Below are 13,258 nucleotides of genomic sequence, written 5' to 3'. Positions count from 1 at the left end.
CGTCCTTACAGCATCGCCAGCATGATGGCGGCGGTTTCCGCGTCCGGCTGGCCGTCGTGCAGGGCGGGGCGGTAGTGCATCTGGAACGCCGCCAGGGTGTTGATCGTGGTCTTGTCCAGCACGCCGTCCTGCGGGCAGGTGTAACCCAGCCGTTGCAACTGCCGCTGGAACCACGCGACGTCGGGGGTGCCCTGGGCCTGCAGGCGCGCCAGGTGCTCGGCGGCGCCGGTTTCGTCGTACCAGCGCCCGATCCCGGCATCGGCCAGGGCCTTCCAGGGGAAGAGGGGGCCCGGATCCACCTTGCGCTGCGGCGCGATGTCGCTATGGCCCACCACGTTCTCGGGGGCGATGCCGTGGCGCTGGATGATGTCGCGCAGCAGGATGGTCAGCGCGCGCAGCTGGCGGTCGTTGTACGGGTGCCATAGCGGCTTGCCGTCGGGGCCCTCCGTCCAGCCGGGGTTCACGACTTCGATGCCGATGGACGTGCTGTTCATGGCGATGTTGCCATACCAGGCGCTGGCGCCGGCATGCCAGGCGGCGCGGTTCTCGTCGACCAGGCGGTAGGCCCGGCCCGATTCGTTCACCAGGTAGTGGGCGCTGACCTTGCCTTTGGAGAGCAGCTGCATCGAGCGGGCGTCGTCGACGGAGGTGTAGTGCAGCACGACGGAGCGGACGCGACTGGCCTGGCTGACGGCCGTGACGGAAGTGTCCAGGTCGAGGCCGGCGGGGCCGCGCGCGGCGCATCCCGCCAGGGCTGCCGCGGCAAGCAGCACGGTGATCGGGCGGAGCATGGTTCAGCGGGCCAGGAAGAGGAACATCGTGGGCAGCTTGTCGAGCTGGGGCGCAGGTTGCTGCTTCCAGTCGGCCACGCTGCGGGTCGAGATCCATTCGTCGTCGGTCGTGACCGAACGGGCCACGCACAGCCGGGTGTCGCCCTTCAGGGTGGCCAGCAACGTGGCGAACATGGCGGCGTTGCGATAGGGCGTTTCGATCAGCAACTGGGTCTGGTTGTGTTTGGCGGAATACTGTTCCCAGGCGCGCAGCTGCTTGGCGCGTTCGGTCGGGTCCACGGGCGCGTAGCCGTGGAAGGCGAAACGCTGGCCGTCCAGCCCGCTGGCCATCAGGGACAGCAGGATGGAGGAGGGGCCCACCCAGGGCTTGACGGCGAAGCCCGACCGGTGCGCGGCATCGGCGACCTTGGCGCCCGGGTCGGCGACCGCGGGGCAGCCGGCCTCGGAAACCAGCCCGATTTCCGCGCCGTTCCGGATGGGTTCGAGCCAGACCTTGATCTGGGCGGCATCGACCCTGTCGTTCAGGGTGTGGATGGTGATTTCCTGGAGCGGACGGACCGTGCCGATCAGCTTGAGGAAGGCGCGGGCGGTCTTGGCGTTCTCGGCGATGTAGGTGTCCAGCCGGCCGGCCAGGGCGCGCACCTCGGCGGGCAGCCAGCGCTCCGGCGGGGCTTCGCCCAGGCCGACGGGGATCAGGTGCAGGGCGCCGCTCATGCTGCGGGCGTCCCGGGGGCGTCCAGGGGATCCAGGCCGAACCGCGCCAGCATGCCGGTCAGCGCGATCAGCGGCAGGCCGATGATGGCGGTCGGATCGTCGCTCTGGATGCTTTCCATGAGGGCGATGCCCAGGCTTTCCGCCTTGGCGCTGCCTGCGGTATCGTAGGGCTCCTCGGCGCGCAGATAGGCTTCGATCGCCTGGTCCGTCAGCCGGCGGAAGCGGCAGCGGGTGACGATGTCGGCTTTTTCCACGCGCTGGCCGTCCGTGACCGCCAGCGCGCTGTGAAATTCCACGACCTGCCCCGACAGCGCCCGCAATTGCGCCAGCGCGCGCGGAAAGTCTCCGGGCTTGCCGATGGGCTCGCCGTCCACGGTGGCCACCTGGTCCGAGCCGATGACGATGCTGCCGGGGTGGTTCGCGGCCACCGCCATGGCCTTGGCCACCGACAGGCGCAGGGCCAGGGCCTCGGGCGTTTCACCGGGGTGTGGCGTTTCGTCTACATCGGGGGAGACCGCCGTGAAGGGCAGGCGCAGGCGGGACAGCAGTTCTTTGCGGTAACGCGAGCTGGACGCGAGGATCAGGCTGGGTTTTGAAGGCATGCGATATTTGACGTTAATGCGTAAGTCACAGTATTATCTAACGTTTTGCGGGATTTTTGCATGAATGGCCTGGGCCGGAATGGCACAGGCATGTCAACACAGAATGTTGGCGCAGCCATGCACGACGATCTTCGCGAATGCAAAGGACTGAACATCAAGCGCATCGATGCATACGCATTTGCCCACATGGGCAAGGAAGCGCAAGGAACCATACCTCTTGTGCGGTTTACGCGCGCGGTTGACGGGCTTCCCGAACAACCGCTAGGCGAAGCCGGGCTCGTGACGTGGTCCGTGCGCGGCGAAATGGGCAAATCCGGCCTTTTGCTGGATCGGCCGCTTCTGCATGTCCATGTGCAGGCGAACCCGGTTCTGGTGTGCCAGCGGTGCAACGAGCCGTTTGTGTACCCGATCGATAGTGAAGTTCTTTTGCAGCTGGTCAAGTCCGAAGCCGATCTCGACGACGATACTTCCTACGGGGAGCAGTCCGACGAGGACGACGAGGGCGAAGAAGGAAAAGGTTTTGTGTCCAACCTGCCTGAAAAGGTGGTGGGTTCACATCATTTCGATCTGCTGGCCCAGATCGAAGATGAGCTCATTCTGAGCGTTCCGTATGTGCCCAAGCATGATGTATGCCCGGGCGCGCAGGCCAATGCCGGCGAAGCTCCTCCCGAGGAGCCCGCTGTCAAGCGTCCGTCGCCGTTTGCGGTGCTGGAACAACTGAAGCACAAAGATTGAGATCAACATCGGGCCGCATCGCGTACAATGCGCCCCGTTTCTAGGAGTCATCATGGCCGTTCAACAAAACAAGAAGTCCCCGTCCAAGCGCGGTATGCACCGCTCGCACGATTTTCTGGTGAATCCGCCGACCGCGATCGAGCCCACCACGGGCGAAGCGCATCTGCGTCACCACATCAGCCCCAACGGCTTCTACCGCGGCCGCAAGGTCCTGAAGACCAAGGCCGACGAATAAGGCCCCCGGGCCGAACTCGTACTCGGACCATTTCGGCTGAGCGCTGATACCTGGCACCCGTGATACGCATCGCCATAGACTGTATGGGCGGAGACTTCGGTCTGCCCGTCACGATTCCGGCTGCGATCGAGTTCGCCCGGCAATTTCCGGACACCCGGCTATTGCTGGTCGGGCTACCCGACGCCATCGAAGCGGCGCTCTCCGAGCACCGCGGCGTGGAGCGCGATCGCCTTGAGATCGTGGCGGCTACCGAGGTCGTCACCATGGACGACCCGGTCGAGGTCGCCTTGCGCCGCAAAAAAGACTCCTCCATGCGCCTGGCCGCCCAGTCCGTCAAGGACGGGCGCGCCGACGCCTGCGTTTCCGCGGGCAATACCGGCGCCTGGATGGCCATTTCACGCTACGTGCTCAAGACGCTGGACGGCATCGACCGCCCCGCGATCGCCACGTCCATTCCGAACCAGACGGGCCGCGCCACCACGGTGCTGGACCTGGGCGCGAACGTGGACTGCACGGCCGAGCACCTTCTGCAATTCGCCATCATGGGCGCCGCGCTGTCGCAGGCGGTGGACCATCGCGAGCGCCCCTCCGTGGGCCTGCTCAACATCGGCGAAGAAGTCATCAAGGGCAACGAAGTCGTCAAGGAAGCCGCCGAGCTCCTTCGCAACAGCCCGCTCAACTTCTACGGCAACGTGGAAGGCAATGACATTTTCAAGGGCACGGTCGACGTCGTCGTTTGCGACGGTTTCGTCGGCAACGTCGTGCTCAAGTCCGTCGAAGGGCTGGCGAAGATGCTTTCCAGCGTCATTCGCGAAGAATTCAAACGCAACCTGATCACGCTGCTCGCCGGCGCGGTGGCCAAGCCGGTGCTCAACCGCCTGCGCACCCGCGTCGACAATCGGCGCTACAACGGCGCCGCGTTGCTGGGCCTGCGCGGCGTGGTCATCAAGAGCCACGGTTCCGCGGACGTCTACGCCTACGGATTTGCCTTGCAGCGTGCCCGCGAAGCCGTAGTGAGTAAACTGCTGGAGCGAACCGCTCAGACGGTCGCTCAGATTACCAAGCGCGTTCAATCCGGCGACGTCTCTTCGGCGCCGCCGCAAAACGTGGCTGGGGACACCGCTTGATGGATACCGCAATGAAATACTCCGTGATCGCGGGCACCGGCAGCTTCCTGCCGGAACGCGTGGTTTCGAATGACGATCTGGCTGCGGAACTGGCGACGCGCGACATCGCCACCTCCGACGAGTGGATCGTCGAGCGCACTGGCATCCGGCAGCGCCATCTGGCCGAACGCGGCGTCACGACCAGCCAACTGGCGACCGAGGCTTCGCGCCGCGCGCTGGCCGATGCGGGTGTGGACGCGTCCGAGGTCGACCTGATCGTCCTGGCCACGTCGACGCCGGATTTCGTGTTCCCGAGCACCGCCTGCATCGTGCAGGCCAATCTCGGCGCCAAGGGCTCCGCCGCCTTCGACGTGCAGGCCGTGTGCAGCGGCTTCGTGTACGCGCTGACCACCGCCGACAGCTTCATCCGAGCCGGCCGCGCGCGTTGCGCGCTGGTCATCGGCGCCGAAGTCTTTTCGCGCATCCTGGACTGGAACGACCGCAGCACCTGCGTGCTGTTCGGCGACGGCGCGGGCGCCGTGGTGCTCAAGGCTTCCGACAAGCCGGGCATCCTGGCCGCGCAGCTGCATGCCGACGGCAGCCAGGGCAAGATCCTGAACGCCGCGGGCAACGTGGCCTATGGCGACGTCACCGGCGATCCGTTCCTGCGCATGGACGGCCAGGCCGTGTTCAAGCAGGCCGTCACCGTGCTGGACCGCTCGGCGCGCGACACCTGCGCCGAGGCCGGCGTGGAGCTCGGCCAGGTCGACTGGCTGATCCCGCACCAGGCCAACGTGCGCATTCTGAATTTCCTGGCGCGCAAGCTGTCCGTGCCGGTCGACAAGGTCGTCATCACCGTCGACAGCCATGCCAACACCTCCGCCGCGAGCGTGCCGCTGGCGCTTGACGCCGCGCGCCGCGACGGCCGCGTCAAGCCGGGCCAGCTGGTCCTGATGCAGGGCGTGGGCGGCGGATTCACCTGGGGCTCGGTCCTGGCCCGCATGTAAGGGCGAAACCCGGCAGGAGGCGGCGCGAGCGTCGCCACCGCCGGGTCGGCGCGCCCGACATCCACACAGACACTGAATCAATCCATACGGTCAACCATGAAAATCGCTTTTGTCTTTCCTGGCCAAGGTTCTCAAGCTGTCGGCATGCTGGACGCCTGGTCGGGCGTCGCCGCCGTCGCGGACACCGTGTCGCGGGCCTCGCAGGCCCTGGGGCAGGACCTGGGCGCGCTGATCGCGCAAGGTCCCGCCGAGCAACTCAACCTGACCACCAACACCCAGCCCGCCATGCTGACGGCCGGCGTCGCGATGTACGCGGCCTGGTGCGCCGCCGGCGGCCGCAAGCCGGACGTCGTGGCCGGCCATAGCCTGGGCGAGTACGCGGCCCTGACCGCGGCCGGTTCGCTGGCGCTCGAAGATGCCGTGCGCCTGGTGCGCGTGCGCGCCGACGCCATGCAGGCGGCCGTGCCGGTCGGCACGGGCGCCATGGCCGCCATCCTGGGTCTGGACGACGACGCCGTGCGCGCGGCCTGCGCCGCCGCGGCCCAGGGCGAAGTGGTCGAAGCCGTGAACTTCAACGCGCCCGCCCAGGTCGTGATCGCCGGCCACAAGGCCGCCGTCGAGCGCGCCTGCGAACAGGCCAAGGCGGCCGGCGCCAAGCGCGCTTTGCTGCTGCCGGTGTCCGCGCCGTTCCACTCCAGCCTGCTCAAGCCCGCCGCCGAAGTGCTGGCCGGCGCGCTGGCCGGCGTGACGGTGGCCGCGCCGCAACTGCAGGTCATCAACAACGTCGACGTGGCCTCGCCCACCGAACCTGGGGCAATCCGCGATGCGCTGGTGCGCCAGGCATGGCATCCTGTGCGCTGGGTCGAAACCCTGCGCGCGATGAAGGCGCAAGGCGTCACGCACGTCATCGAATGCGGTCCCGGCAAGGTGCTTGCCGGCCTGACCAAGCGCATCGATCCTGAACTCACGGGCATGGCCATCACCGACCCGGCTACGCTCGAAGCCGCGCTGGCCGCCGTCAACGGAAACCAATGAACATGGACAACCCCTCGATCGAACTGCAAGGCAAGATCGCGCTGGTGACCGGCGCCACGCGTGGCATCGGCCGCGCCATTGCCCAGGAACTGGCGGCGCGCGGCGCCACCGTCGTCGGCACCGCCACGTCCGAATCGGGCGCGGCGGCCATCACCGAAGCACTGGCCCCGATGGGCGGCCGCGGCGTGGTGCTGGACGTGACCGACGCGGCGGCCTGCGACGCCCTGATCGACGCCCTGGGCAAGGAAGGCGGCGGTCCGCACATCCTCGTCAATAACGCCGGCATCACGCGTGATACGCTGGCGATGCGCATGAAGGACGAAGATTGGTCGGCCGTCATCGATACCAACCTGGCGTCGGTGTTCCGCCTGTCGCGCGCGGTGTTGCGCAGCATGATGAAGGCCCGTTGGGGACGCATCATCAACGTGACCTCGGTGGTCGGTTCCAGCGGCAATCCGGGCCAGGCCAACTACGCGGCCGCCAAGGCCGGCGTGGCCGGCATGTCGCGCGCCCTGGCGCGCGAGCTCGGCAGCCGCAACATCACCGTGAACTGCGTGGCCCCCGGCTTCATCGATACCGACATGACGCGCGCCCTGGGCGAGAACCAGACCGCCGCCCTGTTGCAGCAGATTCCGCTGGGCCGCCTCGGCTCGCCCGCGGACATCGCGCACGCGGTGGCCTTTTTGTCCGGGCCGCAGGCGGGTTACATTACCGGCACCACCCTGCACGTCAACGGCGGGATGTACATGCAATAAATCACGAATCGCGCGAAGGCGGCCCCGGCCGCCGCGCCACGGCCGGGCAACCGGCGGGGCAACGCGCGGTTCAACCGGAAACGCCGCACACCGGTTTCCTGCGCCATTCTCGGCGACAGATCAAGTGCGCGGTGTTATTTTTGTCACGGCCAGGCGTCGCAATACTCCGCGCTTGGCTATAATTCGCGGGATTTTTCCCATTTGGAGATCTGCATGGAAAGCATCGAACAGCGCGTCAAGAAGATCGTCGCTGAACAACTTGGCGTCAACGAAGCCGAGATCAAGAACGAATCCTCCTTCCTTGACGACCTCGGTGCCGATTCGCTCGACATGGTCGAACTGGTCATGGCGCTCGAAGACGAATTCGAGACCGAGATCCCCGACGAAGAGGCCGAAAAGATCACGACCGTGCAACAAGCGATTGACTACATCAATTCGCACGGCAAGCAGTAAGCTAGGCTCATACCCTTCTGGTGGCCCGAGGACGGACTTCGGAGCCCGCCGGAAAATCGGGGCGGTTTCTGGAATTTGCCGTGTGGTCCGCATGCGGGAAGGGCGTGGTAGAGCCCGACCCGCTTTTGCGTGGGCCGCATGTGCAGCGCATCCCGAAAACCGCCTTTCTTTTGTCTGTTTGAGGAGTCATCCGTGAAGCGACGTGTCGTCATCACCGGCCTGGGTATCGTTTCTCCCGTGGGGAACGACCTGACCACCGCTTGGGACAATATCGTCAACGGACGTTCTGGCATCAGCCGCATCACCCGTTTCGATCCCTCGGCCATCACCACGCACATTGCCGGCGAAGTCAAAGACTTCGACATCAGCACCTATATCTCGTCCAAAGAAGCCCGCCAGATGGATACGTTCATCCATTACGGCCTGGCTGCCGGGATGCAGGCATGGCGCGACTGCGGCCTGGAAGTCACCGAAGCCAATGCCGAGCGCATCGGCGTGATCGTGGGTTCCGGTATCGGCGGCCTGCCGCGCATCGAAGAAACCCAGGTCGAATACCTGTCCAAGGGTCCGCGGCGCATTTCGCCGTTCTTCGTGCCGGGTTCGCTGATCAACCTGATCTCCGGCCACCTGTCCATCGCCTACGGCATGAAGGGTCCGAGCTATGCGGTCGTTTCGGCCTGCACCACCGGCCTGCACTGCATCGGCGACGCCGCTCGCCTGATCGAGTACGGCGATGCCGACGTCATGGTGGCCGGCGGCGCCGAGTCGACCGTGTCGCCTTTGGGCATCGGCGGTTTCGCCGCCATGCGCGCGCTGTCGACCCGCAACGATGATCCTCAGACGGCCTCGCGTCCCTGGGATCGCGACCGCGACGGCTTCGTCCTGGGCGAAGGCGCCGGCGTGCTGGTGCTGGAAGAGTACGAACATGCCAAGAAGCGCGGCGCGCGCATCTATGGCGAGTTCGTGGGCTACGGCATGAGCTCCGACGCGCACCACATCACCGCCCCGGACAAGGATGGTCCGCGCCGCGGCATCGTGAACGCGCTGCGCAACGGCGGCCTGAACCTGGAAGACATCCAGTACGTCAACGCCCACGGCACATCCACGCCCCTGGGCGACAAGAACGAAACCGACGCGCTGAAGCTGGCTTTCGGCGACCACGCCAAGAAGCTGGTGGTCAACTCGACCAAGTCCATGACCGGGCACCTGCTCGGCGCGGCCGGCGGTATCGAGGCCGTGTTCACCACGCTGGCCGTGTACAACCAGGTCTCGCCTCCGACGATCAACATCTTCAATCAAGATCCGGAATGCGATCTGGATTACTGCGCCAACGAGGCGCGGCAGATGAAGATCGACGTGGGCCTGTCCAACTCGTTCGGCTTCGGCGGCACCAACGGCTCCATGGCCGTTCGCCGGGTCTGATTTGGAAGGCCCGGCAGGGGAGCGTTGGTCGTTCCGCGTGCCAGTCTCGCGTCCAAGCGGCGCCAGGGCGATTCACGGCCTGGCGCTGGCCTTGGCCGCGGGCAGCGCGCTGACGGCCGCGTCCTGGCACGGCCTGGCCGCGCCGGCAGGCGCGGCGCTCGCGTTCCTGCTCGGTCTGGCAGGGCTGTTACACTTGGCGCGGAGCGGCCCGTCCCCGGTATCCGAGCTGCATACGGCGGCAGGGGCGGGGCGGTGGCGGCTGAGGCTGCCGCAAGGCTGGCAGGAGGCTACCCTCCTGGACCGGCATCGCGGCCCTCGCTGGCTCACGCTCACCCTGCAGCCCTTGCCCACCGGGAGTACGGCCTTTACTCATAGCAAAATCACCCTCACCGTCTGGCAGCGGACGTTGCGACCCGAGTCCTGGCGGCGCCTGTGCCTGCTGACGGGCACGGCGCGGCGCGACGACCGGCCGGCGGCCCGCCCGCGGGAGGCGTCATGAGCGAGCGCGAAGTCGACGCCGAGCTTGTCGCGCGCGTGCAGCGGGGCGACAAGAAAGCATTCGATCTGCTGGTGCTCAAGTACCAGCGCAAGATTCTCCGTCTGCTGGCCCGGATGATCCGCGACCCCGCCGAAATCGAGGACGTGGCCCAGGAAGCCTTCATCAAGGCCTACCGGGCCTTGCCCCAGTTCCGGGGGGAAAGCGCGTTCTACACCTGGCTGTACCGCATCGCCATCAATACGGCGCGTAACTGGCTGGCCTCGCAAGGCCGGCGCCCGAGCGCGCCCAATGCGATAGAAACGGAAGACGGTGAAACTTTTAACGAAACCGACAACCTAACCGATATAAGCACGCCGGAATCAATGGTCGCCAGCCGCGAAATCGCCGAGACGGTGAACGCGGCTATCGAGGAATTGCCCGAGGAATTGCGCACTGCAATCGTCCTGCGTGAAATCGAAGGTATGAGTTACGAAGACATCGCCCAGAGCATGGATTGCCCGATCGGTACGGTGCGCTCCCGCATTTTTCGTGCGCGTGAAGCCATCGCAGCCAAATTGCGCCCATTGCTAGGCACCGATGACGAGCGTCGCTGGTAAGGAGTGGCAGTCATGCAAACAGCAGCCAAACCCGTCGTGATCCCCGAGTCCTCCTGGGAGGAGTCGGTCTCCGCCTGGATGGACGGAGAGGAATCCGACGACATCATTCCCGGCTTGTTGTCCCGCGAGGGACGCCAGACCTGGGACACCTATCACTTGATCGGTGATTCCCTGCGCAATGCCGACCTGGCGCTGACCCCCAGCGCGGCCTTCCAGACCCGGTTGGCACGGGCCCTGGACGCGGAATTGCCCATCGTTGCGGCGCCTCGGCGCCGTTCGCCTTTGCGCGTGGGCCTGTCCGGCCTGGCCGTGGCCGCCGCCGTGGCGACCGTCGCCTGGGTGGCGCAGCCCTACCTGACCGGCGAGCCGGGCGGTGAAGTGCGCGTGCTGGCCGACGCCAGCTCGCCGGCTTCGGCCTCCGCGGCGGACGATTCCGGCTTGCGCGATTACCTGGAGGCCCATCGCCAGATGGCCGGCCCCAGCGCCGTCCGGCAGGTGTCGTTCGACGTGGGAGCGGGGCGTTGATGGCGCTGGTGCTTCCATCACGCTGGCCGGTGCTGAATCTGGGACGCGCTGCTTCGTTGCAGGCTCATCGCGCCGGCTGGCTTGCCGCAACGCTTCTGACCGCTTTCCTGGCCGCGCACGAACCCGCGCGCGCCGCCGACGCCGCGCCGGCCGCCACCGATGACGTGGTCCAGTTGCTGACCCGCATCCAGCAGGCGGCCCGCAAGCAGGACTACGCGGGCGTCTTCATGTACCAGCAGGGCGAGACCATCCAGTCCTCGCGCCTCGTGCACGTCCTGGACGGCACCGGCGAGCGCGAGCGCCTCGAAATCCTCGACGGCCAGCCCCGCGAATACCTGCGTCACAACGACGACGTGCAGTGCCTGATCCCCGAGCGCAAAACGGTGCTGATCGAGCGCCGCCGCGGCGACCGCTTCCCCGGCCTGCTCCTCGGCGACGCGGCCAACCTGTCTGAAAACTACCGGATCCGCACCGAATCCGCGCTGCATCGCGTGGCCGGCCGGGAATGCCGCCTGATCACGATCGAGCCGCTGGACAAACTGCGCTACGGCTATCGGCTGTGCGCCGACGTCGAAACCAACCTGTTGCTGAAGGCCCAGACCCTCAATGCCGCCCGCGGCGTGGTGGAGCAGGTGTCGTTCACCTCGCTGCGCCTTGGGGCCGACGTCGATCCCCAATTGCTGACCTCCCGCTGGAGCACGCGCGACTGGAAGGTGCTGGAAGCCGCCATGAAGCCGGTGGATCTCGCCGCCCAGGGATGGCGGATTCCGGCCCCCAAGGGTTTCAAGCCGGTCATGCAGGTGGCGCGCTCCATGGGGCGCGGGGCCACGGTCAGCCAGATGGTGCTGTCCGACGGGCTGGCGGCCATCTCGGTGTTCATCGAGCCGTACGACAGCCAGCGCGGCCATCGCCCGCCCCATGGCGCCGCACAGCGGGGTTCGATTACCGTATATGGCACGCGCATCGCGGATTTCTGGCTGACCGCCGTGGGCGAAGTGCCCGTGGCGACGCTGGAGCAGCTTGCCGAGTCCACAGAATACGTGCCCGCCGCCGGATCCCAGTGATCGGCCGGGCGCGGCAAGCCGAAATTTCGGAGTAAGTCTATGAAAGCAATGTCAGTGTCGAATGCGTTTTTCCGGCGCTTTCTGGCGGCGGCGACGCTGGGCGTGATGGTGTCGGTCGCCCAGGCTCCCGTGGCGCTTGCCCAGTCCCCTGGCGTGGTGCTGCCCGATTTCACCAGCATCGTCGAGAAAGCCGACCCCGCGGTCGTCAACATCCGCACCACGGCGACCGTGCCCGTGCGGGGCATGGGACCGGGCGGCGGCAACGACCCCTACGAACTGTTCCGCTGGTTCTTCGGCCCCGAATTCCAGCCGCCCGGCGGCGGCACGCCGAATCCGCGCCAGCGCCCGCAGCCCCAGCCCGAGGAGCGCACCGTGCCCCGCGGCGTGGGATCGGGCTTCTTCATTTCCGACGACGGCTACATCCTGACCAATAACCACGTGGTCGTGGACGCGACGGACATCTACGTGACGCTTACCGACGGCCGCGAGTTCAAGGCCAAGGTCATCGGCACGGACGAGCGCACCGACGTGGCGCTGATCAAGATCGAAGCCAAGGACATGACCCCGCTGGTCATCGGCGATCCCAAGAAGTTGAAGAAAGGCCAATGGGTGCTGGCCATCGGTTCGCCTTTCGGCCTGGATTCCACGGTCACGTCGGGCATCGTCAGCGCCATCGGCCGCGATACCGGCGAATACCTGCCTTTCATCCAGACGGACGTGGCGGTCAACCCCGGCAACTCGGGCGGTCCGCTGATCAACCTGGACGGCGAGGTGGTGGGCATCAACTCCCAGATCATCTCGCGCAGCGGCGGCTTCATGGGCATTTCGCTGGCCATCCCGATCGACGAGGCCATGCGGGTCGTGGACCAGCTGCGCGCCACCGGCAAGGTCACGCGCGGCCGCGTGGGCGTGCAGATCGGCGAAGTGGGCAAGGACGTGGCCGAAGCCATCGGCCTGCCCAAGGCCGAGGGCGCGCTGGTCAGCAGCGTGGAAGCCGACGGCCCCGCGGAGCAGGCGGGCGTGCAGCCGGGCGACGTGATCCTGAAGTTCAACAACGAGCCGATCAAGCGCTGGTCCGATCTGCCGCGCATCGTGGGCGAAACCAAGCCGGGCACCCGCGCCGACATGCAGGTCTGGCGCAAGGGCAAGACCCTGACGCTGACGGTCAAGGTCGGCGAGATACCGACCGAGAAGGCGCCCGCCGCGGGCAAGCCGGGCGCGGCGCCCGTGCCCGAGGCCACCAATGCGCTGGGCCTGGGCGTGACCGACGTGCCCGCCGATATGCAGAAGAAGCTGCGCATCAAGGGCGGCGTCCAGGTGAAGGTCGCGGAAGGCGCGGCCGCCAAGGCGGGCCTGCAGGAAGGCGATATCGTGTTGGCCCTGAACGACACCGACGTCACCGGCGCCAAGCAATTCGGCGAACTCGTGTCCAAGCTGGACAAGGGACGCGCGGCGGGCCTGCTGGTGCGCCGCGGCGACCAGACGCAATGGGTGGCGGTGCCGGCGTCGAAGTAGGCGCCCCAGGCCGCGGGCACGTCGTGCGCTTGCCGTTCCCCGAGGATGCATCATGGTTTGCCTCGGGGCGGCCGCAGGGTGAAATCGGTTCCGGCGCCGCGCCCCTTTCGGGGATTGCGGCCGCCGCGGCAAGGGCGATTTCCGCTCCGCGACGGTCCGCCGGCAAAAATGGGCCAAGACCGGCTAAAATGCCTGGTTGCCGCA

15 protein-coding genes are annotated in these 13,258 nt (G+C 66.8%); 12 read left to right on the top strand and 3 right to left on the bottom strand.

Features of this window, described 5'->3' with window-relative positions; all coding sequences use genetic code 11:
- Positions 1-5: 5 nt before the first annotated feature.
- Genes ADE01S_RS00385 through ADE01S_RS00375 form a run of 3 tightly spaced genes read right to left on the bottom strand, consistent with a single transcriptional unit; the run spans position 6 to position 2,107 of the window.
- Positions 6-791, bottom strand: coding sequence for an N-acetylmuramoyl-L-alanine amidase (locus tag ADE01S_RS00385; protein ID WP_062679484.1), 786 nt, complete (start codon positions 789-791; stop codon positions 6-8).
- Positions 792-794: 3 nt separating this feature from the next.
- On the bottom strand, positions 795-1,505 hold the full coding sequence (locus tag ADE01S_RS00380; RefSeq protein ID WP_062679483.1) for an SAM-dependent methyltransferase: 711 nt from the start codon (positions 1,503-1,505) through the stop codon (positions 795-797).
- Positions 1,502-2,107 carry a Maf-like protein gene (locus tag ADE01S_RS00375; RefSeq protein WP_062679482.1) on the bottom strand — a complete coding sequence of 202 codons (606 nt, stop codon included), beginning with the start codon at positions 2,105-2,107 and terminating at the stop codon, positions 1,502-1,504. The genes ADE01S_RS00380 and ADE01S_RS00375 overlap by 4 nt, the downstream gene beginning before the upstream one ends.
- 117 nt (positions 2,108-2,224) lie before the next feature.
- On the opposite strand from ADE01S_RS00375, the gene ADE01S_RS00370 reads away from it, so the two are divergent.
- The 12 genes from ADE01S_RS00370 (at position 2,225) to ADE01S_RS00310 (ending at position 13,054) form a co-directional block, all read left to right on the top strand.
- The gene (locus ADE01S_RS00370; RefSeq protein ID WP_062679481.1) at positions 2,225-2,842 is read left to right on the top strand and encodes a YceD family protein; all 618 of its coding nucleotides are present in this window, start codon (positions 2,225-2,227) and stop codon (positions 2,840-2,842) included.
- Positions 2,843-2,894: 52 nt separating this feature from the next.
- The gene (gene rpmF / locus ADE01S_RS00365) at positions 2,895-3,077 is read left to right on the top strand and encodes a 50S ribosomal protein L32 (RefSeq protein WP_043543314.1); all 183 of its coding nucleotides are present in this window, start codon (positions 2,895-2,897) and stop codon (positions 3,075-3,077) included.
- A gap of 59 nt (positions 3,078-3,136) precedes the next feature.
- Entirely contained in the window at positions 3,137-4,204 is a 1,068-nt protein-coding gene (plsX, locus tag ADE01S_RS00360; RefSeq protein ID WP_062679480.1) for a phosphate acyltransferase PlsX, read from the top strand.
- The gene (locus ADE01S_RS00355; protein ID WP_062679479.1) at positions 4,204-5,190 is read left to right on the top strand and encodes a beta-ketoacyl-ACP synthase III; all 987 of its coding nucleotides are present in this window, start codon (positions 4,204-4,206) and stop codon (positions 5,188-5,190) included. The genes plsX and ADE01S_RS00355 overlap by 1 nt, the downstream gene beginning before the upstream one ends.
- Positions 5,191-5,286: 96 nt before the next feature.
- Positions 5,287-6,225 carry an ACP S-malonyltransferase gene (gene fabD, locus ADE01S_RS00350; protein WP_062679478.1) on the top strand — a complete coding sequence of 313 codons (939 nt, stop codon included), beginning with the start codon at positions 5,287-5,289 and terminating at the stop codon, positions 6,223-6,225.
- 2 nt (positions 6,226-6,227) lie between these two features.
- The gene (fabG, locus tag ADE01S_RS00345; protein ID WP_062679858.1) at positions 6,228-6,980 is read left to right on the top strand and encodes a 3-oxoacyl-ACP reductase FabG; all 753 of its coding nucleotides are present in this window, start codon (positions 6,228-6,230) and stop codon (positions 6,978-6,980) included.
- A gap of 213 nt (positions 6,981-7,193) precedes the next feature.
- Positions 7,194-7,433, top strand: coding sequence for an acyl carrier protein (gene acpP / locus ADE01S_RS00340; RefSeq protein WP_003813816.1), 240 nt, complete (start codon positions 7,194-7,196; stop codon positions 7,431-7,433).
- A 192-nt stretch (positions 7,434-7,625) separates the two neighbouring features.
- A complete protein-coding gene (fabF, locus tag ADE01S_RS00335; RefSeq protein ID WP_062679477.1) occupies positions 7,626-8,855 on the top strand; it encodes a beta-ketoacyl-ACP synthase II in 1,230 nt (409 codons plus the stop codon).
- A 495-nt stretch (positions 8,856-9,350) separates the two neighbouring features.
- On the top strand, positions 9,351-9,950 hold the full coding sequence (gene rpoE, locus ADE01S_RS00325; protein WP_062679475.1) for an RNA polymerase sigma factor RpoE: 600 nt from the start codon (positions 9,351-9,353) through the stop codon (positions 9,948-9,950).
- A gap of 12 nt (positions 9,951-9,962) precedes the next feature.
- Positions 9,963-10,475, top strand: a complete 513-nt coding sequence (locus ADE01S_RS00320) for a sigma-E factor negative regulatory protein (RefSeq protein WP_062679474.1) — start codon at positions 9,963-9,965, stop codon at positions 10,473-10,475.
- Complete coding sequence (locus ADE01S_RS00315) at positions 10,475-11,539, top strand: MucB/RseB C-terminal domain-containing protein (protein WP_082775641.1); 1,065 nt, start codon at positions 10,475-10,477, stop codon at positions 11,537-11,539. Before ADE01S_RS00320 ends, ADE01S_RS00315 begins: the two co-directional genes overlap by 1 nt.
- A gap of 39 nt (positions 11,540-11,578) precedes the next feature.
- Positions 11,579-13,054: a DegQ family serine endoprotease gene (locus ADE01S_RS00310; protein ID WP_062679473.1), complete on the top strand. Its 1,476-nt coding sequence runs from the start codon at positions 11,579-11,581 to the stop codon at positions 13,052-13,054.
- Positions 13,055-13,258: the final 204 nt, after the last annotated feature.

The organism is Achromobacter denitrificans NBRC 15125 (assembly GCF_001571365.1).
GTDB lineage: Bacteria > Pseudomonadota > Gammaproteobacteria > Burkholderiales > Burkholderiaceae_B > Achromobacter > Achromobacter denitrificans.
Note: the sequence above shows the minus strand (reverse complement) of the source record. Positions and strands in the feature narration are given on the sequence as shown.

Coding starts and splice junctions, on each gene's coding strand:
- ADE01S_RS00320 (WP_062679474.1), top strand. CDS start 9,963: ATGCAAACAGCAGCCAAACCCGTCGTGATCCCCGAGTCCTCCTGGGAG.
- ADE01S_RS00385 (WP_062679484.1), bottom strand. CDS start 791: ATGCTCCGCCCGATCACCGTGCTGCTTGCCGCGGCAGCCCTGGCGGGA.
- ADE01S_RS00315 (WP_082775641.1), top strand. CDS start 10,475: ATGGCGCTGGTGCTTCCATCACGCTGGCCGGTGCTGAATCTGGGACGC.
- ADE01S_RS00310 (WP_062679473.1), top strand. CDS start 11,579: ATGAAAGCAATGTCAGTGTCGAATGCGTTTTTCCGGCGCTTTCTGGCG.
- acpP (WP_003813816.1), top strand. CDS start 7,194: ATGGAAAGCATCGAACAGCGCGTCAAGAAGATCGTCGCTGAACAACTT.
- fabG (WP_062679858.1), top strand. CDS start 6,228: ATGGACAACCCCTCGATCGAACTGCAAGGCAAGATCGCGCTGGTGACC.
- rpmF (WP_043543314.1), top strand. CDS start 2,895: ATGGCCGTTCAACAAAACAAGAAGTCCCCGTCCAAGCGCGGTATGCAC.
- ADE01S_RS00375 (WP_062679482.1), bottom strand. CDS start 2,107: ATGCCTTCAAAACCCAGCCTGATCCTCGCGTCCAGCTCGCGTTACCGC.
- ADE01S_RS00370 (WP_062679481.1), top strand. CDS start 2,225: ATGCACGACGATCTTCGCGAATGCAAAGGACTGAACATCAAGCGCATC.
- ADE01S_RS00380 (WP_062679483.1), bottom strand. CDS start 1,505: ATGAGCGGCGCCCTGCACCTGATCCCCGTCGGCCTGGGCGAAGCCCCG.
- fabD (WP_062679478.1), top strand. CDS start 5,287: ATGAAAATCGCTTTTGTCTTTCCTGGCCAAGGTTCTCAAGCTGTCGGC.
- rpoE (WP_062679475.1), top strand. CDS start 9,351: ATGAGCGAGCGCGAAGTCGACGCCGAGCTTGTCGCGCGCGTGCAGCGG.
- ADE01S_RS00355 (WP_062679479.1), top strand. CDS start 4,204: ATGGATACCGCAATGAAATACTCCGTGATCGCGGGCACCGGCAGCTTC.